Annotated in this window: 19 protein-coding genes and 1 pseudogene; 7 read left to right on the plus strand and 13 right to left on the minus strand. The window is 65.8% G+C overall.

All coding sequences use genetic code 11. From position 1 onward, the window contains the following. Positions 1-34 precede the first annotated feature (34 nt). The 3 genes from A5906_RS01325 to A5906_RS01335 form a co-directional block, all read right to left on the minus strand. Complete coding sequence (locus A5906_RS01325; protein WP_080133488.1) at positions 35-601, minus strand: PAN domain-containing protein; 567 nt, start codon at positions 599-601, stop codon at positions 35-37. 112 nt (positions 602-713) lie between these two features. Continuing rightward, positions 714-2,084 carry a glutamate--cysteine ligase gene (locus tag A5906_RS01330; RefSeq protein ID WP_080133489.1) on the minus strand — a complete coding sequence of 457 codons (1,371 nt, stop codon included), beginning with the start codon at positions 2,082-2,084 and terminating at the stop codon, positions 714-716. Positions 2,085-2,183: 99 nt separating this feature from the next. Beyond that, positions 2,184-2,681: a MarR family winged helix-turn-helix transcriptional regulator gene (locus A5906_RS01335; protein WP_080133490.1), complete on the minus strand. Its 498-nt coding sequence runs from the start codon at positions 2,679-2,681 to the stop codon at positions 2,184-2,186. A gap of 126 nt (positions 2,682-2,807) precedes the next feature. On the opposite strand from A5906_RS01335, the gene gstA reads away from it, so the two are divergent. Further along, a complete protein-coding gene (gstA, locus tag A5906_RS01340; RefSeq protein WP_080133491.1) occupies positions 2,808-3,422 on the plus strand; it encodes a glutathione transferase GstA in 615 nt (204 codons plus the stop codon). Between the two features lie 225 nt (positions 3,423-3,647). Continuing rightward, complete coding sequence (locus A5906_RS01345) at positions 3,648-3,956, plus strand: hypothetical protein (RefSeq protein ID WP_080134001.1); 309 nt, start codon at positions 3,648-3,650, stop codon at positions 3,954-3,956. A 457-nt stretch (positions 3,957-4,413) separates the two neighbouring features. On the opposite strand, the gene A5906_RS01355 is transcribed toward A5906_RS01345, so the two are convergent. Genes A5906_RS01355 through A5906_RS01370 form a run of 4 tightly spaced genes read right to left on the minus strand, consistent with a single transcriptional unit; the run spans position 4,414 to position 10,137 of the window. Next, on the minus strand, positions 4,414-6,630 hold the full coding sequence (locus A5906_RS01355) for an FAD-dependent oxidoreductase (RefSeq protein ID WP_080133492.1): 2,217 nt from the start codon (positions 6,628-6,630) through the stop codon (positions 4,414-4,416). 18 nt (positions 6,631-6,648) lie between these two features. Next, positions 6,649-7,857: an acetyl-CoA C-acetyltransferase gene (locus A5906_RS01360; protein WP_080133493.1), complete on the minus strand. Its 1,209-nt coding sequence runs from the start codon at positions 7,855-7,857 to the stop codon at positions 6,649-6,651. 50 nt (positions 7,858-7,907) lie between these two features. Next, on the minus strand, positions 7,908-9,698 hold the full coding sequence (locus A5906_RS01365) for an acyl-CoA dehydrogenase C-terminal domain-containing protein (RefSeq protein WP_080133494.1): 1,791 nt from the start codon (positions 9,696-9,698) through the stop codon (positions 7,908-7,910). Between the two features lie 40 nt (positions 9,699-9,738). Then, on the minus strand, positions 9,739-10,137 hold the full coding sequence (locus A5906_RS01370; RefSeq protein WP_080134003.1) for a nuclear transport factor 2-like protein: 399 nt from the start codon (positions 10,135-10,137) through the stop codon (positions 9,739-9,741). Positions 10,138-10,362: 225 nt separating this feature from the next. Between A5906_RS01370 and A5906_RS01375 the strand changes: the two genes are divergently transcribed. From A5906_RS01375 to A5906_RS01390, 4 genes are all read left to right on the plus strand, one after another. Beyond that, the gene (locus A5906_RS01375) at positions 10,363-10,953 is read left to right on the plus strand and encodes a PadR family transcriptional regulator (protein WP_080133495.1); all 591 of its coding nucleotides are present in this window, start codon (positions 10,363-10,365) and stop codon (positions 10,951-10,953) included. Positions 10,954-11,311: 358 nt separating this feature from the next. After that, positions 11,312-14,725 carry a tetratricopeptide repeat protein gene (locus A5906_RS01380; protein WP_080133496.1) on the plus strand — a complete coding sequence of 1,138 codons (3,414 nt, stop codon included), beginning with the start codon at positions 11,312-11,314 and terminating at the stop codon, positions 14,723-14,725. Positions 14,726-15,072: 347 nt separating this feature from the next. After that, the gene (locus A5906_RS01385) at positions 15,073-15,990 is read left to right on the plus strand and encodes a sulfite exporter TauE/SafE family protein (protein WP_080133497.1); all 918 of its coding nucleotides are present in this window, start codon (positions 15,073-15,075) and stop codon (positions 15,988-15,990) included. Continuing rightward, a complete protein-coding gene (locus A5906_RS01390; RefSeq protein WP_136614862.1) occupies positions 15,987-16,757 on the plus strand; it encodes a TIGR02186 family protein in 771 nt (256 codons plus the stop codon). The genes A5906_RS01385 and A5906_RS01390 overlap by 4 nt, the downstream gene beginning before the upstream one ends. Positions 16,758-16,898: 141 nt before the next feature. Here A5906_RS01390 and A5906_RS01395 read toward each other — a convergent pair. Both A5906_RS01395 and A5906_RS43625 read right to left on the minus strand, forming a co-directional pair. After that, positions 16,899-17,686 (minus strand): DMT family transporter (locus A5906_RS01395; RefSeq protein ID WP_245326549.1); only part of this gene is annotated, 788 nt, incomplete at its 5' end. Position 17,687: 1 nt separating this feature from the next. After that, a pseudogene (locus A5906_RS43625) lies at positions 17,688-17,814 on the minus strand (EamA/RhaT family transporter); the annotation flags it as partial. A gap of 97 nt (positions 17,815-17,911) precedes the next feature. Here A5906_RS43625 and A5906_RS01400 point away from each other — a divergent pair. Next, complete coding sequence (locus tag A5906_RS01400) at positions 17,912-18,775, plus strand: LysR family transcriptional regulator (RefSeq protein WP_080134005.1); 864 nt, start codon at positions 17,912-17,914, stop codon at positions 18,773-18,775. Positions 18,776-18,970: 195 nt separating this feature from the next. Here the strand turns inward: A5906_RS01400 and pdeM are convergent, their stop codons facing one another. From pdeM to A5906_RS01420, 4 genes are all read right to left on the minus strand, one after another. Continuing rightward, positions 18,971-19,642, minus strand: coding sequence for a ligase-associated DNA damage response endonuclease PdeM (gene pdeM, locus A5906_RS01405; protein ID WP_167523462.1), 672 nt, complete (start codon positions 19,640-19,642; stop codon positions 18,971-18,973). A 42-nt stretch (positions 19,643-19,684) separates the two neighbouring features. Further along, positions 19,685-22,282 carry a ligase-associated DNA damage response DEXH box helicase gene (locus A5906_RS01410; protein WP_080133499.1) on the minus strand — a complete coding sequence of 866 codons (2,598 nt, stop codon included), beginning with the start codon at positions 22,280-22,282 and terminating at the stop codon, positions 19,685-19,687. Positions 22,283-22,375: 93 nt separating this feature from the next. Then, positions 22,376-23,605 carry an ABC transporter substrate-binding protein gene (locus A5906_RS01415; RefSeq protein ID WP_080133500.1) on the minus strand — a complete coding sequence of 410 codons (1,230 nt, stop codon included), beginning with the start codon at positions 23,603-23,605 and terminating at the stop codon, positions 22,376-22,378. A gap of 116 nt (positions 23,606-23,721) precedes the next feature. Further along, positions 23,722-24,648, minus strand: a complete 927-nt coding sequence (locus A5906_RS01420) for a class I SAM-dependent DNA methyltransferase (protein WP_080133501.1) — start codon at positions 24,646-24,648, stop codon at positions 23,722-23,724. Between the last annotated feature and the right edge of the window lie 6 nt (positions 24,649-24,654).

Here is a 24,654-nt window from a genome sequence, read left to right on the forward strand (position 1 = left end):
GCTGCGCTCGCAATGACGGTGGAAAGAGTTGCGCCTACCGCACCACGCCCGAGGTGAACCCCGCCTTCCGGCGCGGCGGCTTGATTTCCTTTTTCAGGAAGCAGCGTGCCTCGCGGCCGGTGTAGCCGGGGCGGGCGTAGGTGAAGGCGCGGCATTTGTTGTCGGCGGTGCAGGCAGCCCTGCAGGCCTCCTCGCCCTCGCCGTCCTTGAGCTCGAAATTGCGCAAGTCGCCGCCGGGGCGATCGATCGACGTTTCCACGCCTTCGACGCGCGGCTCGATCACGCCGGCGCCGCGGACCCCGGAGATGCAGCAACTGCCGGGCACGCGCGGCGGCACGGTGTTCTTGAGCCAGCAGACGGCCGCGGCGCCGTCGATATCGGGATAGCTGAAGCTCCACGCGCGGCAGCGGCGGTCGCGCTCGCACAGCAGCGCGCAATCCTCGGGGTCGCCCGATGTGACCGGCGTGCTGAAATAGTCGCCGCCGGGCCGGTCGAACGCCGTCTGGGCGCGCGCCGGCACGCCCGCAAGCGCGAGCAAAAGCAACGCGGCACAGGCCACGAGGCTTGCCATGACGGCCCCGGACAGGTGGCCCTTCCTCATCGGAACAGCTTTCGAGTTATTGACGACGCTCAGGTTTTTTCAGCCGATCATTTGATCGCCGCAAACCTGTACGGGCGATGAACGGCCGAAATCCGCGTTGTCGCGTATCGAATTAGAACGCGTATTCCGCGTAGGCAGGTTCCACCGAGCCCTTCCAGGGGCCGTTGAACTTCTCGAGCATTTCCTCGGCCGGCGTCCGGCCGGAATCGATGATGCGGTCGAGCGGCTCCAGATGCCGGGTCTCGTCGCGTCCGAGCTGGTCGATCCGGCCGCGCCGGCGCAGGCCCGCATGTGCCAGAACGAGGCATTCCTTGGCGATCTCGAACAGATAACGGTCCTTGATGCGGGACTTGAAGCCGAAGCGCGGCACGTCGTCGCGCAGAGCCTGGCGCTCATGCGCGCTCCAGTGCTTCACCATGTCCCAGGCGGCATCGAGCGACACATCGTCATAGAGCAGCCCGACCCAGAAGGCCGGCAGCGCCGGCAGGCGCCCCCACGGTCCGCCGTCGGAGCCGCGCATCTCGAGATAGCGCTTGAGCCGCACTTCCGGGAAGATCGTCGAGAGATGGTTGGCCCAGTCCGACAGCGTCGGACGCTCGCCGGGAAGGTTGTTGTTGCGGCCGTCGAAGAAGGCACGGAACGAGGAGCCGGAGACGTCGATATACTCCTCGCCACGCTTGACGAAATACATGGGCACGTCGAGCGCATAGTCGACATAGCGCTCAAAACCCATGCCGTCCTCGAACGCCCACGGCATCATGCCGGAGCGCGCATTGTCGGTGTCGCGCCAGATCTCGGAGCGGAAGGAGAGGAAGCCGTTCGGCTTGCCTTCGGTGAAGGGCGAGTTGGCGAACAAGGCGGTCGCGACCGGCTGCAGCGCGAGCGACACGCGCAGCTTCTTGACCATGTCGGCTTCGGAGGAGAAGTCGAGATTGGTCTGCACCGTGCAGGTCCGGTACATCATGTCGAGGCCGTACTGGCCGACCTTCGGCATGTAATTGGTCATGATCTTGTAGCGGCCCTTGGGCATCACCGGGATATCGGAGCGCGACCAGGACGGCGTCATGCCGAGACCGAGGAAGCCGATCCCGAGCGGCGTTGCGATCTCGCGCACCTGGGCAAGATGCGCCATCAGCTCGCTCTGGGTCTGGTGGACGTTCTCGACCGGCGCGCCGGAGAGCTCGAACTGCCCGCCCGGCTCGAGCGAGATCGCGCCACCGCCGGTGACGTCGTAGAGGCCGATGATGTTGCCCTTCTCCATGATCGGCTCCCAGCCGAGCAGGAGCTTCATGCCTTCGAGCAGCGCGCCGATGCCGCGCGCGCCCTCATAGGGCACCGGCCGGTGGCCTTCGAGCGTGAACGGCGTCTTCTCGTGCTCGGTACCCATGCGGAATTCGGACGGGTCCTTGCAGCCGGCCTCGAACCACGCCACGAGCTCGTCGCGTGACTGCAGTGGCGTCATGTCGATCTGGTCTCGCGCCATATCAAACTCTAATCAAAAGCGCTTCGACCGAATGCGCGCGGGGTGAAGGGGATCGTCCGCGGACCACTGGGTGCGCGGACGTGCTGATTTGCCGCGCGATCATCGCGACGGCGTGCTTTCGTTGACGTTGGCGGCAGGCGGCAGCTTCATTTCGCCGCACGAGCAGCCCAGCCGGTCGAGCAGACCGCTGAGCTTGACGGCATCGGCATCGGACAGTTTCGAGCCGACATATTTCTCGATCGCGGCGGAATAGGCGCCCCACATCCGCTTCTGCAGTTCGCGGCCGGCCTCGGTGATCTCCACGAACTGGCCGCGCTTGTCGATCTTGCATTCGCGCCGGGAGGCAAGCCCCTCGTCGACCAGGCGGTCGATCAGGCGCGAGGTGGAGTATTGCGGGATCAGCATCTGCCGCTCGAGTTCCACCGGCCGCAGCTCGCCAGAGGGCGCGCGCGACAGTTCGAGCAGCGCGTCATACCAGGCCAGCGGCGGGAATCCCGCCTTCTTCAGATCCTGCTCGACGCAGTCGAGCACGCGGCTCTGCACCCGCATCAGGCGGATCCAGGCGGAGGTTGCCTCGATCGATGGTTTGCGTTTCATGGTCCCGCTCAAGCTCGTCGCCCGTCTCTTACCTCACTCGATGCACCTGCATCAATCTTGACTATTGCATGCAGGTGCATGTAGGCGTTCCTTCGCCGTAGCCAAGCGTCAAGAGGAGGAAATTCCATGAAGCTCTATTATTCGCCCGGCGCCTGCTCCCTGTCCCCCCACATCGCGCTCCTGGAAGCCAGCCTGCCCTATGAGCTGGTCAAGGTCGATATCCGGGCCAAGAAGCTCGAAAATGGTGAGGATTATCTGAAGCTGAACCCCAAGGGCCAGGTCCCTGCGCTGGGCCTCGACAGCGGTGAGATCGTGACCGAAGGTCCGGTGATTGTCCAGATGATCGCCGACCACGCCTCCGCCAAGGCGCTGGCGCCCGCCCACGGCAGCTCCGAGCGCTACAAGTTGCTCGAATGGCTGAACTTCCTCACCTCCGAGGTCCACAAGAGTTTTGGCCCAATGTTCGCCCCGGCGCTGAACGACGAGGCCAAGGCCTTCTTCAGGGAGCGCGTCATGGGCAAGCTGAAATACATCGACAGCCAGCTCGCCGGCCGCGACTACCTCATGGGCAAGCAGTTCACAGTGGCCGACGGCTATCTGTTCACGATGCTGACCTGGGCCGACCGGATGAAGTTCGACTTCACCGCGATGCCGCATCTTGCCGCCTACAAGGCCCGCGTCGCCGCGCGCCCACAGGTGCAGGAAGCGCTCAAGAAGGAAGGGTTGATCCAGGCCGCCTGAGACGCGACAGCGATCGATGTCCCAAGGGCCGGATCGATGATCCGGCCCTTGTGTTGCCGCATCACAGCACCGCAGGGATCGATCGTCCGCCGGATCATCGTACCTTGATTAGACTTATGAACTACTGTTCGCCAAACGTAAGTAGTGCTGTCTTGTCAGCACCCGCAAAGCGGGCGAACTTGATGCTTTGATTGAAGAATATTTGCACTTTCGCCGAGGTTGAAGTTGACGATTGCCATCGTCCTGATCGTTGCAAGCGCGCTGGTGGGAATCGCGACAGGTCACGTTTTCAGGATCTGGGCGCTGGTCGTGATCTCGCCGTTGATCGCGATTGTCTCGGCGATCGTTCTTCGCACGTACGATTTCAGACTGATCGGGGGCGTGACCGTCATCGCCATCTGTCTTGCGGTCTCCCAGCTCGCCTATTTGGCGGCGTCGTATCTGCTGCACGCTCGCCAGGTCTCATCCCACGACGAGGTCGACGGCGAGCCAGGCGAGATAGGCGAGCAAAAAATCCGCCGCCAGCACAAGTAGCGCCAACGCGCCCCAGAGCGCCGGGCCCTTGCGGCGCAGGCGCGCCGGCTTCTGCTGCGATGAGGGAGAGACAGTTGCGGAGGCAACAGCATATTTCGCGGCAAGATCACGACCAAGCGCGGTCTTCCGCAGCACCAAGGAGTTCATCAAGGACAACTTTCTTTTCGTCTTCGGCTTGCCGACGGGATCGGCAAGTGTCCCAACGCGATTCGTGACCCTGACCCGCAGCAAGACTAGTGCCGGGGCCAAGCAAAAGAACGGCGCCGCTTTGGCGCGCCTATGACAATTGCGCGACGCCTGCGGCAACGGGACTCTTGCACGGTTCCTATCCCGATTCTGTGGGCGGTTCCACAACCCGGAACAAATCTTGCACAACCGTGATGCGCTCGTCTGAAAATGCAAAAGGCCGGATCGGTGATCCGGCCTTTCTGTTTCGAGTACGCAGCCCGTCGAACGATCAGGCAGCAGCCGCTTTCTTCGGCGCGAAGCGACCGTAGAAGGTCTCGCCCTTCGCGGCCATCTCCTCGAGCAGCTTCGGCGGCGTGAAGCGCGAGCCGTACTTCGCTTCCAGCTTGTGGCAGAGCTCGACGAACTTCTTCGTGCCCATGAAGTCGATGTAGGACAGCGTGCCGCCGGTGAACGGCGCGAAGCCGAAGCCGAGGATCGAGCCGACATCGGCTTCGCGCGGATCGGTGATGACGTTGTCCTCCACCGTCCGCGCAGCTTCCACCGCCTGCACCACCAGGAAGCGCTGCTTCAGCTCTTCGATATCGAGCGCATCGGGGTCGAGCTGCTTCGGCTGCAGCGCGGAGAGACCCGGCCACAGGCTCTTCTGGCCCTTGCCCTTCTCGGGGTAATCGTAGAACCCCTTGCTGTTCTTGCGGCCGAGACGGCCCTGGGTCTCGACCATCTCCACCATCAGCTTCTTCTGATCGGGATTGATGGCATTGGGGCCGAGGTCGGCTTCCGTCGCCTTCATGATCTTGAGGCCGAGATCGAGCGCGACTTCGTCCGACAGCGAGAGCGGGCCGACCGGCATGCCGGCCATCTTGGCGCAGTTCTCGATCATCGCCGGCGGCACGCCTTCGAGGAACATCTCGTTGCCCTCGGCGACGTAGCGGCCGACGCAGCGATTGGCGAAGAAGCCTCTGGAGTCGTTGACCACGATCGGCGTCTTGCCGATCTGGCGGACATAGTCGAGCGCGGTCGCGAGCGCGACGTCGCCGGTGTTCTTGCCGAGGATGATCTCGACCAGCATCATCTTCTCGACCGGCGAGAAGAAGTGGATGCCGACGAACTTGCCCTGGTCCTTGAAGGATTCAGCAAGAGAGGTGATCGGCAGCGTCGAAGTGTTCGACGCGAAGATCACGTCCGGCTTCAGGTACTGCTGCGCCTTGGCGAAGGTTTCGGCCTTGACCTTGCGGTCCTCGAACACGGCCTCGATGACGAGGTCCACGTCCTTCAGCGCGGCGTAGTCTGCGGTCGGCGTGATTCGCGCGAGCAGTGCCTCGGCATCCGCGGGCTTGGCGCGGCCCTTCTTGATCTGCTCCTCGATCACCTTCTGCGCATGCGCCTTGCCCTTGTTGGCGCTCTCCTGGTCGCGGTCGATCAGGACGACGTCGAGGCCGGCACGCGCCGAGACGTAGCCGACGCTGGCGCCCATGAAGCCGGCACCGATCACGGCGATCTTCTTCACCTTGGTCGCGGGAACGTCCTTCGGACGGCGCGCGCCCTTGTTGAGCTCCTGCATCGACAGGAACAGGCTGCGGATCATCGCAGCCGCTTCCTTCGAACGCAGCACCGAGGTGAAGTAGCGCGATTCGACGCGCAACGCGGCGTCGATCGGCAACTGCAGGCCCTCGTAGACGCAGCTCATGATGGCGCGCGCGGCCGGATAGTTGTCGTAGGTCTCGCGGCGATAGATCGCGTTGCCGGCCGGGAACATCATCATGCCGGCCTTGGAAAACACCGGGCCGCCGGGCAGCTTGAAGCCCTTCTCGTCCCAGGGCGCGACGGCCTTGCCGCCGCCCTTGATCCACTCCTTCGCGGCCTTGATCAGGTCGGCAGCCGGCACGATGGCGTGAATCAAATTGAGCTGCTTCGCCTTATCGACCGTGACAGGATCGCCCTTGAGCAGAATGGTCATGGCATCCTGCGGCGGCACCAGGCGCGGCACGCGCTGCGTGCCGCCGGCGCCCGGGAACAGGCCGACCTTGACCTCGGGCAGGCCGAGACGGGTCTTGGGATTCTCGGCCGCAACGCGATAGTGGCAGCACAGCGTGATCTCGAAACCGCCGCCGAGCGCGAGGCCGTTGATCGCGGCCGCCCATGGCTTGCCGGAAGTTTCGATCGAGCGCAGCACCTGCGAGAAGCGGCGGCTCTGGTCGAACAGCATCTGGTTCGCGGCAGTCTCGCCCTGTTGCTTGAACACCTTGGCGTAAGCCTGGTTCATGCCTTCGAGCATGGACAGGTCGGCGCCGGCGCAGAACGCCTCTTTCGCCGAGGTGATGACGACGCCCTTCACTGCCGCATCGGCCGTGGTCGCCTTGACGATCGCGTCGAGCTCGCTGGTCGAGGTCTCGTCGAGCACGTTCATCGAACGGCCCGGGATGTCCCAGGTGACGAGCGCGATGCCGTCGGAATCGGTCTCAACCTTGAAATTCTTGTACGACATGGTGGTTGCTCCCTACCCTTAGACCCGCTCGATGATGGTCGCGGTGCCCATGCCGCCGCCGATGCACAGCGTGACGAGGGCGGTGGACTTGTTGGTGCGCTCGAGCTCATCGAGCACGGTGCCGAGGATCATCGCGCCGGTGGCGCCAAGCGGATGGCCGAGCGCGATGGCGCCGCCATTGACGTTGATCTTGGCGTTGTCGATGTCGAAGGCCTGGATGTAGCGCAGCACGACGGAGGCGAAGGCCTCGTTGAGCTCGAACAGGTCGATGTCCGACTTGTTCATGCCGGAGCGCGCGAACAGCTTCTCGGTGACGTCGACCGGGCCGGTCAGCATCATCGCCGGCTCCGAGCCGATATTGGCGAAGGCACGGATTTTTGCGCGCGGCTTCATGCCGTACTTGCTGCCCGCCTCCTTGCTGCCAAGCAGCACGGCGCCGGCGCCGTCGACGATGCCCGAGGAGTTGCCGGCGTGATGCACGTAGTTGACGCGCTCGATCTCCGGATGCGACTGCACCGCGACGCCGTCGAAGCCGCCCATCTGCGCCATCATCGTGAACGAGGGCTGGAGCTGCGCCAGCGACTGCATCGTCGTCGAGGGGCGCATGTGTTCATCCTTGGCGAGGATGGTGAGGCCGTTGATGTCCTTCACCGGCACGACCGACTTGTTGAAGCGGCCCTCGTCCCAGGCCTTGGCCGCACGCTGCTGGCTCTGCACCGCATAGGCATCGACGTCGTCGCGCGAGAAGCCGTACTTGGTCGCGATCAGATCGGCCGAAACGCCCTGCGGCATGAAATAGGCCGGCACCGCCATCGATGGGTCCATCGGCCAGGCACCGCCAGAGGCGCCGATGCCGACGCGGCTCATGGATTCGGCGCCGCCACCGATCACCAGCTCGTGCTGACCGCTCATCACCTGGGCTGCGGCAAAGTTCACGGCGTCGAGGCCGGAGGCGCAGAAGCGGCTGATCTGCACGCCGGGCACGGCTTCGCCGAGACCGGCTTTCAGCGCGGCGAAGCGCGCGATGTCGGACCCGGCTTCACCGACGGGATCGACCACGCCGAGCACGACGTCGTCGACCGAATCTTCCGGCAGGTTGTTGCGGTCCTTCAGGGCCTTCAGCGGCACGGTGGCGAGCGCGAGCGCGGTCACCTCGTGCAGCGCGCCGTCCGACTTGCCGCGTCCACGGGGGGTGCGGACGTGATCGTAGATGAATGCCTCAGGCATGACGCCCTCCTGATGTGATGTTTGAAAGCTCTTGGGAAGCGACAGCGGGATCAGAACGCTTCCGCCGGCAGTTCCATGATGGTGGCGCAGCCGGACTGGATGCGCGCGAGATTGGCCGCAGTCTCCGGCAGCATCCGCTCCATGAAGAAGCGGCCGGTGACGAGTTTCGTGGAGAGATAGGGCGTGGCGCCCTGCTCGGCAATCTTGGCGTTCGTCACCTTGGCCATCTTGGCCCACATGTAGCCGAGCGCGACGAAGCCGAAGAGGTGCATGTAGTCGGTCGCGGCGGCGCCGGCATTGTCCGGCTTCATCATCGCGTTCTGCATCAGCCAGGTGGTGGCCTGCTGGAGATGGCCGAGCGAGGTCGAGAGCGGGGTGATGAACGGCTTCATCGCCTCGTCGCCGCCGTTCTCCTTGGCAAACGCCATGACCTCGCCGAAGAAGGCCATGATGGCGCGGCCGCCGTCGCGCGGCAGCTTGCGGCCGACGAGGTCGAGCGCCTGGATGCCGTTGGCGCCTTCATAGATCATGGCAATGCGCGCATCGCGCACGAACTGCTCCATGCCCTGCTCGGCGATGTAGCCGTGGCCGCCGTACATCTGCTGTGCCTGCACCGCGTTGGCAAAGCCGTACTCGGTGAGGAAGCCCTTCAGCACCGGCGTCATCAGGCCCATGTGGTCGTCGGCGGCCTGGCGGTCCTTCGGGTCTTCGGAGCGGTGGGCGACGTCGCTCTTCAGCGCGGTCCACATCACGAACGCGCGCGCGGCCTCGTTGAAGGCGCGAATCGAGAGCAGCGTGCGGCGCACGTCGGGATGCACGATGATCGGGTCGGCCGCCTTGTCCGGCGCCTTGGCGCCGGTGAGCGCGCGGCCCTGGATGCGCTCGCGGGCATAGGCGACCGCGTTCTGATAGGCGACCTCGGACTGCGCGAGGCCCTGCACGGCGACGCCGAGCCTGGCCTCGTTCATCATCACGAACATGCCCTGCATGCCCTTGTTCTCTTCGCCGATCAGCCAGCCGGTGGCACCGTCGTAGTTCATCACGCAGGTCGAATTGCCGTGGATGCCCATCTTGTGCTCGATCGAGCCGCAGACGACGCCGTTGCGCTGCCCGACCGAACCGTCCGCGTTCACCAGGAACTTCGGCACGACGAACAGCGACACGCCCTTGATGCCGGCGGGCGCGCCCTCGATGCGGGCGAGGACCAGGTGGATGATGTTGTCGGCGAGGTCGTGCTCGCCGGCCGAGATGAAGATCTTGGTGCCGGTGATCTTAAAGCTGCCGTCGGCCTGCCGCACCGCCTTGGTGCGGAGCATGCCGAGGTCGGTGCCGCAATGCGGCTCGGTCAGGTTCATGGTGCCGGTCCACTCGCCCGCGATCATTTTCGGCACGTAGGTCCGCTTCTGCTCCGGCGAGCCGTGAACGAGCAGCGCGGCGGTCGCACCCATGGTGAGGCCGCCATACATCGAGAACGCCATGTTAGCGGAGATCTGGAATTCGTTGACGGCTTGCGAGAGCGTCACCGGCAGGCCCTGGCCGCCGAACTCGGTCGGCGCCGACAGGCCGAGCCAGCCGCCCTCGGCGACCTGCTTGAAGGCGCCCTTGAATCCCTTCGGCGTGGTGACGCTGCCGTCATCGGCGCGCTTGCAGCCTTCGAGATCGCCGACACGGTTCAGCGGCTGCAGCACCTCTTCGGCGAGCCTGGCGGCTTCGCCCAGGATCGCCTCGCGCACGTCGCTCGACGCATCGGAGAAGCCGGCGAGGTTGTCGTAGCGGTCGATCTGGAAGACGTCGTTGAGCAGGAAGTTCACGTCTTCGACGGGGGCTTTGTAGATCGGCATGGTGGTCTCCCGGCAGGCGGTCTGAAGTGATGATGTTGGCTTAGGACTGGGCGGCGGCCAACTGCTCCGCCATCAGGCGGTGCAGCATGTTGATGGCCTTGAGCGGACGCACCATCACCTTGAAATGGGTGATGCGCCCCTCGGCATCGAAGGTGATGATGTCGACACCGTTGATCTCGATGCCGTCGATGACATTCTTGAATTCGAGCACGGCGCCGCTCTCGCTCTTCCACTCGCCGACATAAGTGAAGCCCGGGCCGCCGAGCACCTTCTCGGCGCTCGCGAGATATTTGAAGGTGATGTCGCGGCCGCGCTGGGGCGAATGCACCACGGGGCTTTCGAACACGGCGTCAGGATGCAAGAGGTCCCAGAGCGCTTTCGCAGCTTCGCTGCGATCTTGGGACTTCATGACGGCGTACCAGGAATCGAGGCCGGTCATTGTCAGCTTGCCTCCCTCAATCAAGGCCATCTTGAATTACGGCCCTTGGCAAAAACCGCGAAAACAACCCCCATGCACAGTAGCTAGGAGATTGATTCCGCTGCGTTTTTTCGGTCGAATCATGAGCCGCGACCTCGGCCACCTCATATGCACATTGACGCATATGCACCAATACGCATAAAGTCAAGTCAATTGGTCGGGACCTCTAAAAAGGGAGCTGGTGCCATGGCTCTGGGCGACGCAATCCTCGCATGCCTGACGGAACGCCCCATGACGGGCTACGAGCTCGCCAAGACGTTCGATTCCTCGATCGGCTTCTTCTGGAAGGCCGACCACCAGCAGATCTACCGCGAACTCTCCAAACTGCGCGACCGCGGCTACATCCAGGGCCGCGAGGTCGTGCAGTCAGGCAAGCCCAACAAGCTGGTTTATACGCTTACGCCCGAGGGTAGAACAGCGCTGCGGCACTGGGCCGCGCGGCCAAGCACGCCCCCCTCGATCAAGGACGACCTGCTGGTCCGGCTGCATGCGCTCGACAGCATCGACATCGAGCCGATGCGCACCGATCTGATGGCCCGCCTGGAGCACCATCGCGACCGCCACGCCAATTACGAGCGCATCCTGAAGAAACGTTTTCCGGACGGCACTGCGGAAGGCCGGCTCGACCTCGGCAATTTGCTCCTGCTCCAGCTCGGCGCGCGGCACGAGCAGATGGTGGCCGATTTCTGCGAAGAGGCGCTCGCGGCACTGTCGACCATGAGCGGCAAGGCGGCGGTGGTGCCGATCGAGGATGGCAAGCGCGAGGGGAAGGCTTGAGCTGCGATGGCGGTGCTGTCACCTCTGCCGCTTGCGGGAGAGGTCGCGCCGAAGGCGCGGGTGAGGGCTTTCTCCTCTTGGGGATTGTCTCATTGAGGAAACACCCTCTCCCCGACCCTCCCCCGCACGCGGGGGAGGGAGCGCACCGGTTACGTGGCGACCACGTCGCGCCCCAAGTTCCCCTCGCCCAACTTTAAGACACCGGGTCCGCGTTCCTTAACCCGTTATTTACCGTAACAGGAAAAAGTCGGTTTTCGAGGCAGACGACCCGCGCCAAATTCGATTGTCTTTGCAACCGGCACGCGTGGGGTGGCTGGAGGCGTCGGGTGGGGCGCCGGAGTCGGAACCGGACAGAGTCATGAATTCGCGCGTATCGTGGAGTGTTGACGGCATCGATCCATCCGTGAGGGAGCGGGCCGAAGCTGCTGCGCGTCGCGCGGGGATGTCGCTCAACGATTGGCTGAACTCCACGCTCGGCGAGACTGCCCCGCCAAACTTTCGCGGACCCTACGACCAGCGTCAGGATCAACGTCCGCAACACATGCCGAGTCGGGAGAGCCGCGAAGTCGCGGACATCCACCAGCGGCTCGACGCGATCACCCAGCAGATCGAACGGATTTCAAAACCCGCCCCGCGCCAAGACTCTTCTCGTGAAAGAGACGTCTCACGCGAGCAGGGCGTCGCGCGCCAGCTCAACGACGCGATCTCGCGGCTCGACGCGCGCCTGTCGCAAATCTCCCGTCCGCAGCAGCCGCAGCAATCTCAGGCCCCGCGGCCAGCCCCTGCGCCCTCGCCCGTTGAAACGCGCCAGCGTCAGGCCGACGCGGTCGAGCGTGCGGCAGCTCAAGTCTACCGCAGCTCACCCCCCCTGAGCCCCGCGTCGTTCGACGTTGCGGTCGCCGAGATCACCGCGCGCCAGAGCGAGCTCGACGGCGTTGCGCCCCGGCAGATGCCGCCGCGCTCAGCGCCCCCGATTGCACCCGCAGCACCTTACGCCCCGTCCATGGCGCCGCCGGCGCCGGCCTACGCTCCGCCGCCAACGCAGCCGGGGCCGGATTTCTCGGCGCTCGAGCGCCATCTGCTCAAGATCACGAGCCAGATCGAATCGCTGCAGCGGCCCGACAATACCGAGCAGGCGATCAATGCGTTCCGCAGCGAGCTTGCCGAGATCCGCCACGCCATCACCGAGGCGATGCCGCGGCGTGCGATCGAATCGATCGAGAACGAGATCCGCTCGCTGCATCGTCGCATCGACGAGACCCGCTCCAACGGCACCGATGCCCAGGTTCTGTCAGGCATCGAGCGCGCGCTGTCCGACATCAAGCAGGTGCTGCGCACGCTGACGCCGGCCGAGCAGCTCACCGGCTACGACGAGGCGATCCGCAATCTCGGCGCCAAGCTCGATCTGATCCTGCGCGCCAACGACGATCCCTCGACGGTGCGCCAGCTCGAAGGCGCGATCGCGGCGCTGCGCGGCATCGTCTCCAACGTCGCCTCCAACGAGGCGCTGGCACGGCTGTCTGAAGACGTGCAGCTGCTGTCGTCCAAGGTCGACCAGATCACCCGCGCGTCCGGCCACAGCGACAGCTTCGCGGTGCTGGAGCAGCGCATCGCCGCGCTCACCACCGCGCTCGAAACCCGCGAGCGGCCGCAGCCGTCCGAGAGCACGGAGCATCTGGAAGCCGCGATCCGCGCGCTGTCAGACCGCTTCGACCGCATACAGGTCGGCAACGATTCCGCCTCGACCTTCGCGCATCTCGAACAGCGCGTCTCGTACCTGCTGGAGCGGATCGAGGCCGCCGCCGATCCGCGCAACAGCAATTTGAGCCGCGTCGAGGACGGCCTGCACGACATCCTCCGCCACCTGGAACGGCAGCAGGCGACCTATTCGGCCCTCGCCGAGAGCCGCAGCGCGGCGCCGCCGGTCGATTCAGGCGTGGTCGATCTCGTCAAGCGCGAGCTCTCCGACATCCGCTTCAGCCAGGCCGAGACCAACCGCAGCACACAGGACTCGCTCGACGCCGTGCACAGCGCGCTCGGCCACGTCGTCGATCGCCTCTCCATGATCGAAGGCGATCTGCGCGCGGTGCGCAGCGCGCCGCCGGCCGCTGCGCCGATGCCGATGGCCGCGCCGATTGAGCCCGCGCCGATGGCGCGTGAGCCGCAGCCGCCGAAATACGATCCGAAGCCCGAGCTGCCGAACCCGGCCGCCATGCAGCAACCGCCGCATTCCGCCTTCGTCGCTGCGCCGCGTGAGTTCCATGCCGCCGCACCCGCTGCGCCGCCACCGGTGCCGCCGGCCGCACCACCCCTGCCGCCGCGCGCGATCAGCGAGATCCTGGAGCCGCACACGGCGCCGGCACGCGCTGCGATTGCACCGGACTTGCCGCCGGATCATCCGCTCGAGCCGGGCACGCGGCCGGGCGGCCGTGCCGCCACGCCGTCGGAGCGGATTGCCGCCTCCGAAAGCGCGATCAGCGAAATCCCCGCAGCTCCAAAGGAGCCTGTGTCGTCGTCGAGCTTCATCGCGGCCGCACGCCGCGCGGCGCAAGCCGCCGCCGCGCAGCCGCCCGAGAAGCCGGCCCGTGGCGCCAAGGCCGCGATCGCCCGCGCCAAGGACAAGGGCCAGGAAGGTGGCTCGACCATCACCTCAAAGATCCGCTCGCTGCTGGTCGGCGCGAGCGTGGTCGTGATCGTGCTCGGCACCTTCAAGATGGCGATGAACCTGCTCGAGGGCGGCAGCGCGCCGCCGGCGCCGCAGGCCATGCAGGATATTCCGAGCCAGCCGGCACCGCAGGCCCCACCGCCGCCGGTCGAGACCAAGCCGGCCGCGCCCGAGCAGATCACGCCGTCGATGACTTCGCCGACGCCGATCGGGCGGCAATCGCAGAACAACGCTGCGCCGGTGCCCCTTCCCAATTCCGGCGGCTCGGCCTCGGTCGAAATCCCGCAGGCGCCTGCCGCGGCAGTGCCGCCGCCTGCCGCGAGCAGCGACGTCACCGGCGCGCTGTCAGGCACCAGCCGCGCTCGGCTGGGCCTCATCCAGGTGCCGCCGAGCGAGAAGCTGCCTGACGGCATCGGCGGCGCGGCCCTGCGCACCGCCGCGATGAAGGGCGATGCGACCGCGGCCTACGAGATCGGCGTGCGCTTTGCCGAAGGCAAGGGCGTCGCCACCAATTACGACGAAGCGGCGAAGTGGTACGACCGCGCGGCGCAGGCCGGCGTGGTGCCCGCGACCTTCCGCCTCGGCACGCTCTACGAGAAAGGTCTCGGCGTGAAGAAGGACGCCGACATCGCCCGCCGCTACTACACCCAGGCCGCCGAGCGCGGCAACGCCAAGGCGATGCACAATCTCGCGGTGCTCGACGCCGACGGCGGGGGACGCGGCGCCAATTACAAGAGCGCGGCGCAGTGGTTCCGCAAAGCCGCCGACCGCGGCGTCGCCGATAGCCAGTTCAACCTCGGCATCCTCTATGCCCGCGGTATCGGCGTCGAGCAGAACCTCGCCGAATCCTACAAATGGTTCAGCCTCGCGGCCGCGCAGGGCGATGCGGATGCCGCCGGCAAGCGTGACGATGTCGCCAAGCGCCTCGACCCGCAATCGCTCGCCGCCGCCAAGCTCGCGATCCAGACTTTCAGCGCCGAGCCGCAGCCCGACGATGCGGTCAACGTTCCCGCTCCGAACGGCGGCTGGGACAACGCGCCGCAGACGACCGCAAAGCCCGCACCGAAGCCGGTCGCCGCCAAGCGCTCGGCGTCGGCGGCGCATTGAGGGGCGGATAGCTTTAAGCAGACGGAACGAGCCACGGGCTCGGTGCACCTCTCCCGCTTGCGGGAGAGGTCGCGCCGAAGGCGCGGGTGAGGGCTTTCTCCTCTGGGGGAGTCTCAGCGCGGAGACACCCTCTCCCCAACCCTCCCCCGCAGGCGGGGGAGGGAGCGCACCTGCGTTGTGGCAACGATCACGGATATCTTCACGCTCTCGTCACGACTGTTCACCGCGCCGCAAAATTCCCGGTCCCGCTCCCCCGCAAATTCCGCTATTGAAGGACGCGGCAATCGTTCCGTCCTTTCCGCGAGCATTCCGCGTTCGTCGATCCGTCTCGCCGGTGCGCAGGTTCAATGCAACTTTATCTCCCGATCGCCGATCTTCCGGTCAACGTCTTCCTGGTGCTGGCGATGGGCGCGGCCGTCGGCTTCGTCTCCGGCATGTTCGGCATCGGCGGCGGCTTCCTGATGACGCCGCTGCTGATCTTCATCGGCATCACGCCGGCGGTCGCGGTCGCTTCCGTGGCGAGCCACATCGCGGCCTCCTCGTTTTCCGGCGCGCTGACCTACTGGCGGCGGCGCGCGATCGATCCGGCGCTGGCGAGTGTCCTGTTGAGCGGCGGCATCACCGGCACGGCGCTGGGCGTGTGGACCTTCACGCAGCTTCGCGCGCTCGGCCAGCTCGATCTGATGATCGCGCTCTCTTACGTGGTGCTGCTCACCACGGTCGGCAGCCTGATGTTCTCCGAAGGCCTGCGCGCCCTGATGCGGACCCGGCGCGGCGCGGTGCCGCCGCGACGCACGCACAGCTGGATCCACGGCCTGCCGCTGAAGATGCGGTTCAAGCGCTCGAAAATCTATCTCTCGGTGATCCCCGTGCTCATCGTCGGCACCATGATCGGCTTCATCGGCGCCATCATGGGCATCGGCGGCGGCTTCATCCTGGTGCCGATCATGATCTATCTGTTGAGGGTGCCGACCTCGACGGTGATCGGGACCTCGATGGTCCTCACCCTCGTCACCATGCTGGTCGCAACCATGCTGCACGCGGCGACCAACCACCTGGTCGATGCCGTGCTGGCGCTGATCCTGATGGTCGGCGGCGTCACCGGGGCGCAATTCGGGGCACGTGCCGGACAGAAGATCCGCGGCGAGCAGCTGCGGCTGCTGCTGGGTCTCCTGATCCTCTCCGTCGGCGTCCGCTTCGCGATCGAGCTGGTGATCCGGCCTGAGGATCTCTTCACCATCCGCGAACTGGGGGTGGGCACATGATGCGCACGCTCCTCACAGTGCTGCTCGTCCTGCTGCTCGGATCCGTCGCGCGCGCCGAGCGGCTGATCGTGTCGGTCTCCAACCATCGCGTCACGGTGACACCGAATTATTCCGGCGAGGAGCTGGTGCTGTTTGGCTCGGTGGAGCGGGACGCGACCACGCCCGCCGACCGCATTGCCTACGATCTCGTGGTCACCGTGATGGGTCCGCGCGCCGATATGGTGACGCGGCGGAAAGAACGCGCCTTCGGCATCTGGATCAACACCGATTACCGGCAATTCCTGCAGGTGCCGACCTATCTGGCGCTGTTCGCCAACCGTCCGTTCGAGGCCATCACCTCGCCCGAGATCGCGCGGCGGCAGCAGATCGGGCTGAACAACGTGCTGCTGACGCAGCGGGTCAGCGGCGACTTTGCCGACGTGGTGCCGAACGACGCTTTTCGGTCCGCGTTCATTCGCTTGCGCACCCAGCGCGGGCTCTATCGCGAAGACCCCAGCGCCGTGACGTTCCTGACGCCGACGCTGTTCCGCACCGGCATTCCGCTCCCCGCGGAGGTGCCGATCGGCACCTATGAGGTCGAGATCAAGCTGTTCGCGAACGGCGCGCTGATCACCAAGACCGAGACCGCCTTCGAGATCGTCAAGGTCGGCTTCGAGCAGTTCGTCGCGACGACGGCAAGGCAGAACGGGTTCGTCTACGGCCTCGCCACGGTGGCGATGGCGCTGATGACGGGGTGGATGGCGTCGATTGTGTTCAGAAAAGACTAGCTGCGCACTCCGTCATTGCGAGCCAACGGGTCCGCGCGAAGCGCGGCCCGATGACAGGCTCCGCGAAGCAATCCAGACTGCCACCGCGGAAAGATTCTGGATTGCTTCGCTGCGCTCGCAATGACGTGGAGAGAGCGGGGCCTACGCCCCGGCCTTCGCCGGCCGCGTCACCAGATAAATGCCGAGCGCGACCGGGATGATGCCGAGCAAATCGCGCGCCTCGACGTGCTCGCCGAGCACGATGTACGCGAACAATATGCCGAGCGGCGGCATCAGGAAGTGATAGGCGCTGGCGGCGATGGCGCCGCACACCTTCAGGAGATGAAACCAGAGCCAGGAGGCGAGGATCGAGCCGCCGAGCACGAGAAAGGCGAAGGCGCCGATCAGGCCCGGCGTAAAGTCGATCGCGCGGACATCAGCGAAGGTGAACGCGACCGGCGCGAGCACGATGCCCGCAGCAAGGTTCTGCACACCATTGCCGATCCACAACGAGCCCTTCGGCGCGAGCAGCTTGAACAGGATGGTGCCGGTGACGATGGAGGCGAGCGAAGCCAGCGTGAAGACGATGCCATGAGCAGAGTCGGTGCCGACCGAGAGGCGGTGCCAGACGATCGCGGTCACGCCGACGATGCCGAGCAAAAGGCCGGCCGCCTTGCGCCAGGTCATGCCTTCACCGAGCAAAAGCGTGGCGAGCGCCGCCGTGAACACGGGATTGGCCGAGACGATCAAGCCGCCGAGGCCGGCCGAGACGGATTGCAGGCCGGTGTAGCCGAGCCCGAGATAGAGCGCGTTGTTGGCGATGCCGAGCACCGCGAAGATTGCGGCATCGCGCCAGGACAATGACCAGGCCTCGCCGCGGATCAGCGTGGCGCCGAGAATCAGGATGCCGGCGAGCGAGAAGCGGGCGGCGAGCAGGATCAGTGGCGGGCNGGCAATGGGTGACGCCGATCTTGCCGGCGACGAAGGCATAGCTCCAGAGGAGGCAGAACACGCCGATGGCGAGCGGCAGCGTGTTGAAGCGGGTGCGGGGAACCGAAATCGAAGGCGCGAGGGACATGAGGCATTCTCCTGAAGCCTCGATCTAGGAACGCCGCTTGTCATTTGGAAATTAAATGATTAACTGCGCATCAGTGGATTTTCGAATGGAGGCGTCCATGCTCGATCTGGAGCTGCTACGCAGCTTCGTCTCGGTGGTCGAGGCCGGCGGCTTCACCCGTGCGAGCGAGCGCGTCCACCGCACGCAATCGACCGTGAGCCAGCAGATCAAGCGGCTGGAGGAGGATGTCGGCCAGGTGCTGCTGCACCGTGACGGCAAGGACGTGCGCCCGACCGAGGCCGGCGAACGGCTATTGTCCTATGCGCGGCGGCTGCTCTCGCTCGCGGAAGAGGCGCGCGACGTGCTGCGGCAGCCGGGCGGCGAAGGCGCGATCCGGCTCGGCATCCCCGAGGATTTCGCGGCCTACCGGCTGGCGAAGCTGCTGGGTGCGTTCTCGCGTACGCATCCGCGGCTACGCCTCGACGTGCGCGCGGACCAGAGCAAGCACCTCGCCCGCGATCTCGAACGCGGCGAGCTCGACCTTGCGCTCTACAAGCGCGCAGCCGGCGAGAAGGGTGCGATCGCGGTGTGGCCGGAGCGGGTGCACTGGGTCACCAGCAAGAGCCATCCGGTCGACGTCGACGTGCCGTCAGTGCCGCTGATCGGCTTTCCGCTCGGCTGCGTCTATCGCGCCGGCGCCATCCACGCGCTGGAAAGCGCGGGCCGCGCCTGGCACACCGCCTACACATCATCGAGTCTCTCCGGCATCCAGGCCGCGGTCGCCGCCGGAATGGGATTGAGCATCCTGTCGGAGATGTCGATCCAGTCCGACCATCGCGTACTGACGGCCAAGGAGGGCTTTGCGCCGATCAACAAGACGGAAGTGGCGCTGATGGCCTCGCCGGATGCGAGCCCTGCAACGCTGCGGCTGGCGGACCGGCTGGCGGAGTTCTGCGACAACGTGCAGGCGAAGGCGGCGTAGTCGCCACGAGGTCGATCTGTTCCCTCCCCCCTTGTGGGGGAGGGTTAGGGAGAGGGGTCCACACGGGGACTCCCTCGGTCCGCGCCTCCTGCACGATCGCAGATGGATAGACCGCTTCCTCGGCTACCGCTCTCCCCCGCCCTCCCCCGCAAGCGGGGAGTGAGCGCAGTCGTGCGCGTGGCGCGCAGCGCGCCCTCAATAACACCGCGACGCTGCAATCGCGTGGACGCGGCGGTCGCCGAGCAGATGCGCGACAAAGCCGTTCTGCGGGAAGATTTTTGCGAAGGCGGCGTCGCGGATGCTGAGGCCGCCGGCATAGGCACCGAAGGCGGGCATCACGGCGCGCATGCCGTCGCTGGCGAAGCAGCGGCGCTCCATCGAACGGCCGCGCGCGGAGATGCGCGCCTTCGGATGCAGATGGCCGGCGATCTCGCCGTCGGCACCGGTCGGCTCGTGGCGGAAGGTGATCGGGCCGATCGCGACTTCGTCGGCGACGGTGCCGCCGAGATCGCGCGGCAGCATGGGATCGTGATTGCCCGAGATCCAGATCCAGTCGCGGCCGGTCTGGAGTGCGGCTACAATGTCGCGGTCCTCCGCCGACAGCCGCTCATGCGCGGTGCGATCGTGAAAACTGTCGCCGAGCGCGATGACGGTCTTGGGATCATGGCGGGAGATGACAGCAGCGAGCCGGCCAAGTGTCGCAATGGTATCGTAGGGCGGCAGCAGCACGCCGCGGGTGGCGAAGCTCGAACCTTTTTCGAGATGCAGGTCGGACACGACGAGCAGTCGCTGCTCTTCCCAGAACAGCGCGCCGGAAAGATCGGCCGCGAAGGTCACTTCGCTGATGGTGACCCTGGAAACGCGCATGTCCTCGTCATCCCCTGAAACCAGCGCGCCTGCCGTCACGTCTTACCCGCTTCTATCCATCGCCTCTTTGACGAGCTCGTCGGCGGCTTCCGCCAACAGCTCGTCTGCAGCTTCGCCATAAACTGACTCGCGGCCGATTTCCAGCATCACGGGGACGGCGAGTGGCGAGACATGGTCGAGTTCCCGATGAGTGATGCGGCCGTGGATACGGGCGAGCATATCGCCAAGGCGACGCAGATCGAGCAGACCGGTAGCGGCATCGGCGCGCGCGGCGCGCAGCAGGACGTGATCGGCCTGATGCTTGCGCAGCACGTCGTAGACGAGATCGGTCGAGAACAGCACCTGGCGGCGGCTCTTCTCTTCGCCGGTGTGGCGGCGCGCGATCAGGCCGGAGATGATCGCGCAATTGCGGAAGGTGCGCTTCATCAGGGCGGATTCGGCGAGCCAGGCTTCGAGATCGTCGCCGAGCATGTCAGGATCGAACAGCGCGTTGAGATCGATCCGGCCCTGGCGGATCATGAAGGAGAGATCCCCGAGCCCCCAGATCGCAACCGCATACTCGTTGGCGACGAAGCCGAGCGGCCGCGCGCGGGCGCGCTCCAGGCGGCGCGTCAGCAGCATGCCGAGCGTCTGGTGCGCAAGGCGGCCCTCGAAGGGATAGCAGACCAGATAATGCTTGTTGGCGCGCGGAAAGCTCTCGACCAGGAGCTCGCGCACCGCCGGGACCCGCGAGACGTCCTTTTGCAGCGACAGCCAGTCGCGCACCTGCTCCGGCAGGCCGCCCCAAGCGCGGCCGTCGTCGAGCAGACGGCGCACGCGCTCGGCAAGATAGGTCGAGAGCGGAAACTTGCCGCCCATATAGGACGGCACTTTCGGGTCCTTGTCGTTGGCGCGGGAGACGTAGACCTGGTCCTCGACCAGGGTTTCGTAGCGCACCACCTCGCCGCTGAACACGAAGGTGTCGCCGGGGCTGAGGCCTTCGATGAAGGCTTCCTCGATTTCGCCGAGCAACCGGCCGCCTCGCGCGATCACGCCGGTCGATCCGCCTGCTTTTCCCCTGCCACTGCCGCGGGAGCGCACCAGACGCACCTTCAGCATGTCGTCCTCGACGATGGTACCGACATTCATGCGGTAGCTCTGCCGCACCTTGGGATTGGCGACGCGCCAGCGGCCCTCCTTGTCCTGCTTGATGCGCGCGAACCGCTCATAGGTCTTCAGGGCGTAGCCGCCCGAGGCGACGAAATCGACGACGTCGTCGAAATCCTGCCGCGAGAGGTCTGCGTAAGGCGCGGCGGTGCGGACCTCGCCGTAGAGCTCATCGCTGAAAAACGGCTCGCCGCAGGCGCAGCCGAGCACGTGCTGGGCCAACACGTCGAGCGCGCCGGTCCGCAGCGGCGGCGTGTCCTGCGCGTTCTCGGCGATGGCATCGATGGCCACGCGGCACTCCAGCACCTCGAAGCGGTTGGCCGGCACCAGCACCGCGCGCGACGCTTCATCGAGGCGATGATTGGCGCGGCCGATGCGCTGCATCAGGCGCGAGGAACCTTTTGGCGCGCCGATATTGACGACGAGATCGACGTCGCCCCAGTCGACGCCGAGATCGAGCGAGGAGGTGCAGACAACGCCGCGCAGGCGTCCCGCGGACATCGCGTCCTCGACCTTGCGGCGCTGGGCGACGTCGAGCGAGCCGTGATGCAGCGCTATTGCCAAGCCATCGTCGTTCATGCTCCAGAGATTCTGGAACAGCATCTCGGCCTGGCTGCGGGTGTTGACGAAGACGAGCGTCGTCTTGTTCGCCTTGATCAGCTCGTAGATCTCGGGGAGCGCATGGCGCGCGCTGTGGCCGGCCCAGGGCAGCCGCTCGCGCGTGTCGAGCATCTCGACCAGCGGCGGCGCCGCGCCGCCGGCGACGACGATGTCGGCGGCAACTTCCCTGCCGCCGGATTGCGGCACCAGAAAGCGCGCGAGCTGGTCCGGTTCGGCGACGGTCGCAGAGAGGCCGATCGCGCGCATTTGCGGTGCCAGGCGCCAGAGCCGCGCCAGGCCGAGCGACAGCAGATCGCCGCGCTTGGAGGTCACCAGCGCATGGAGCTCGTCGAGCACGATGCGCTTCAAGGAGGAGAACAGGAACGGCGCGTCGTCGGAGGAGAGCAAGAGGGCGAGCTGCTCGGGCGTCGTCAGCAGAATATCCGGCGGATAACGCCGCTGCCGCTGGCGCCGCGACACCGGCGTGTCGCCGGTGCGGGTCTCGACCTTGATCGGCAGCCCCATCTCGGCGATGGGACGCTCGAGGTTGCGCGCGATGTCGACGGCGAGCGCCTTGAGCGGCGAGATGTAGAGCGTGTGCAGTCCGCCGGCGCGCTGTACGCTGCGGCCGGTGGAGACCAGGTTCTTCTTCGTGCCGGCGTCGCGTCCGGCGACCTGCGTCGACAGCTCCACCAGCGTCGGCAGAAATCCGGCCAGCGTCTTGCCGGCGCCGGTCGGCGCGATCAGCAGCGCGCTGGCGTCCTCGCGCGCCTTCTCCAGCAGCGCGAGCTGATGCGCGCGCGGCGACCAGCCCCGGGCCGCGAACCACGCTTTGAAGCGGTCGGGCAGCAGCGTGGCCGGCTCGGCCGGGATTTTGAGGATGCGGGGCGGCACGGCATCACAGGTAAGCCGTGGGAAAGGGTTCGTCGAGGGGGCTTCCTTTCCCCTCTGCCCGCCTGCGGGAGAGGGAAAGAGACAGGAGACCCGCTACTCCACCACAGGCCTGTCCGAGACCTCCCAGTCCTTGCCGTTGAAGATCTGGGTGAACAGAGTCTTCATCGGCGTGTAGTCGTCGGGCGTGTAGCTGTAAGTGACCCCGTCGAGGAAGAAGGGCGAGTGGAAGCCGTTGAGGTTAGACGCCTGCTTCAGCACATTGGCCCGGGTCAGCTCGTCGCCGCAGCGGCGCAGGATCTCGCCCATGGTGACGGCCTGGCCGTAGCCGGCATAGGCGATCGTGTTGTCGGGAGCGACATTCGGCAAATATTTCTTGCGCAGCTCCTCGAACGCCATGGGGCCCGGGTCCTTTTCCCAACGGCCCGGCCCGGCATCTTTCGCATAGCTGATCGAGACGATGTCCTTGGCATTTTCGAAGCCCGCGGCGCTGAGGATGGATTTTCCGGTCGAGCCTGCCGAGAGCAACTGCAGCGGCTTCCAGCCGAGCTCGGCCACTTTGCGGATCGACTGCGACGACGCCTTGCCGGTGGAGATGTTGTAGAAAACGTCCGCGCCCGATTTCGAGAGATTGATCAGCTGTGAATCGACCGTCGGATCGGTGAGATCGTAGGTCTGCTCCATGATCACCTGCGCGGTGCCGCCGGCGTCAGTCAGCACCTTTTTGAAGGGCCCAAGGAAGTCGCGGCCGAAATCGTCGTTCTGATAGAGGATGCCGATTTTGGCGTTCGGCTTCACCGCGAGAACATGCTTGGCCAGGATGCGCGCTTCGGTCGGATAGAGCGGCAGGCCCGCCATCGTCCACTTGAACTCCTTCGGATTGTTCCACTTTGAAGCGCCGGTGTTGAGCAGCAGCTGCGGCACGCCCTTGGAGTTCAGGTATTTGTGCACGGCGGTCTGCGGCGCCGTGCCGAGCGAGCCGTAGAGCGCCAGCACCTCCTCCTGTTCGACCAGGCGCCGCGTCGCCTCGACGCATTTCGGCGCGCTATAGGCGTCGTCGAGCGTGAGGAAGTTGACCTTGCGTCCGTTGATGCCGCCCTTCTCGTTCAGCATCTGGAAATAGGCCTCGCCGACGCGGCCGAGCACGCCGTAGAGCGAGCCGGGGCCGGAATGCGGCACGGTCTGGCCGATCTTGATCTCGGTGTCGCTGGCGCCGGCATCGTATTTCTTCTCCGCGGCCCAGACGTAAGGCGCGGGCAATGTCGATGCGGCGATGGTGGCGAGCGCGGCGGCGCTGAAATCGCGCCGCGATGGATTTTTCGTCATTGTTGTTTTCTCCCTGGTGCGCGCATTGTGCTGGGAACGCAGCACGGCTCGCAAGTGAGAAGTCGCAGCTTTGCGACGCAATGACGCTCGAATCGCCAGAGCGTTAGCGCCTAGACTCAAGTTTTCTCTGCGACGACGACGAGGCCGCGTACCGGCTCGTTGTTCTCGTTGCGCGGCGAGGCCGGCTCCAGCGTGAGAAGCTTGAGCCCGGCTTTCGCAATCGCACTGCGCACATATTCCGCCGAATGGGCATAGCGCAGGCCTTCGCCGAGCACGATGCCATCGCCGTCATGCGTCTCCAGCGTGAAGGCGAGCACGCCGCCCGATACGAGCACGCGTCTGGCTTCGGTGAGCACCGGCGCGAGATCGGAGAGATAGACGAACGCATCGGCGGCGACCACGAGGTTGGCACTCGCGTCACTCTTGGTGCGCAGGCCCTCGATCATGTCGGCGACTTCGAGCTCGGCATAAAGCCCGGTGGCGCGCGCTTCCTTGATCATGCCGGGCGACAGATCGATGCCGATGAAATGATCGACCTGCTTGGCGAAGGCCGCGGCCGCAAGCCCGGTGCCGCAACCGAGGTCGATGGTGCGCTTGAAGAAAGCCGGCTTCTTTGCGGCGACGCGCGCGGCGAGCACGGCCTTGAAGATCAGGCTAGGGGCGCGATAGCCGAGATCGTTGATCAGCGCGTGCTCGAAGCGCGGCGCGTACTGGTCGAACAGGGCCTGCACATAGGCTTTGGGCATCTCCGCAACTTGCGTATCGCCGAGCCGCATCAGACGCAGGCCGGCGCCGTGCTGGTCCCCAGGATCCAAGTCGCGCGCCTTGCGGAAGGCTTCGATCGCCTTGTCGCGCTCGCCGAGCTGCTGCCGGATCTCGCCGAGCGTGAACCAGGCCGAGGTGAAGTTGGGCGCGAGCTCGATCGCCTGCTCCAGCAGGTCGGCGGCGGCGGCCAGGTCGCCCTTGAGCTGGAGGTCGCGCGCGAACTCGAAACGGCGGTCGGCCATGAGATCGCCGGAGGTCAGGAACAAGCGGAGCGGCATAGGAAC

It is taken from the genome of Bradyrhizobium sacchari, from assembly GCF_002068095.1.
GTDB classification, from domain to species: domain Bacteria; phylum Pseudomonadota; class Alphaproteobacteria; order Rhizobiales; family Xanthobacteraceae; genus Bradyrhizobium; species Bradyrhizobium sacchari.

What these genes read in the sequence shown, in the direction of transcription:
- A5906_RS01325 (WP_080133488.1), bottom strand. Translation starts at nt 601, where the DNA reads ATGAGGAAGGGCCACCTGTCCGGGGCCGTCATGGCAAGCCTCGTGGCC.
- A5906_RS01330 (WP_080133489.1), bottom strand. Translation starts at nt 2,084, where the DNA reads ATGGCGCGAGACCAGATCGACATGACGCCACTGCAGTCACGCGACGAG.
- A5906_RS01335 (WP_080133490.1), bottom strand. Translation starts at nt 2,681, where the DNA reads ATGAAACGCAAACCATCGATCGAGGCAACCTCCGCCTGGATCCGCCTG.
- gstA (WP_080133491.1), top strand. Translation starts at nt 2,808, where the DNA reads ATGAAGCTCTATTATTCGCCCGGCGCCTGCTCCCTGTCCCCCCACATC.
- A5906_RS01355 (WP_080133492.1), bottom strand. Translation starts at nt 6,630, where the DNA reads ATGTCGTACAAGAATTTCAAGGTTGAGACCGATTCCGACGGCATCGCG.
- A5906_RS01360 (WP_080133493.1), bottom strand. Translation starts at nt 7,857, where the DNA reads ATGCCTGAGGCATTCATCTACGATCACGTCCGCACCCCCCGTGGACGC.
- A5906_RS01365 (WP_080133494.1), bottom strand. Translation starts at nt 9,698, where the DNA reads ATGCCGATCTACAAAGCCCCCGTCGAAGACGTGAACTTCCTGCTCAAC.
- A5906_RS01370 (WP_080134003.1), bottom strand. Translation starts at nt 10,137, where the DNA reads ATGACCGGCCTCGATTCCTGGTACGCCGTCATGAAGTCCCAAGATCGC.
- A5906_RS01375 (WP_080133495.1), top strand. Translation starts at nt 10,363, where the DNA reads ATGGCTCTGGGCGACGCAATCCTCGCATGCCTGACGGAACGCCCCATG.
- A5906_RS01380 (WP_080133496.1), top strand. Translation starts at nt 11,312, where the DNA reads ATGAATTCGCGCGTATCGTGGAGTGTTGACGGCATCGATCCATCCGTG.
- A5906_RS01385 (WP_080133497.1), top strand. Translation starts at nt 15,073, where the DNA reads ATGCAACTTTATCTCCCGATCGCCGATCTTCCGGTCAACGTCTTCCTG.
- A5906_RS01390 (WP_136614862.1), top strand. Translation starts at nt 15,987, where the DNA reads ATGATGCGCACGCTCCTCACAGTGCTGCTCGTCCTGCTGCTCGGATCC.
- A5906_RS01400 (WP_080134005.1), top strand. Translation starts at nt 17,912, where the DNA reads ATGCTCGATCTGGAGCTGCTACGCAGCTTCGTCTCGGTGGTCGAGGCC.
- pdeM (WP_167523462.1), bottom strand. Translation starts at nt 19,642, where the DNA reads ATGCGCGTTTCCAGGGTCACCATCAGCGAAGTGACCTTCGCGGCCGAT.
- A5906_RS01415 (WP_080133500.1), bottom strand. Translation starts at nt 23,605, where the DNA reads ATGACGAAAAATCCATCGCGGCGCGATTTCAGCGCCGCCGCGCTCGCC.
- A5906_RS01420 (WP_080133501.1), bottom strand. Translation starts at nt 24,648, where the DNA reads ATGCCGCTCCGCTTGTTCCTGACCTCCGGCGATCTCATGGCCGACCGC.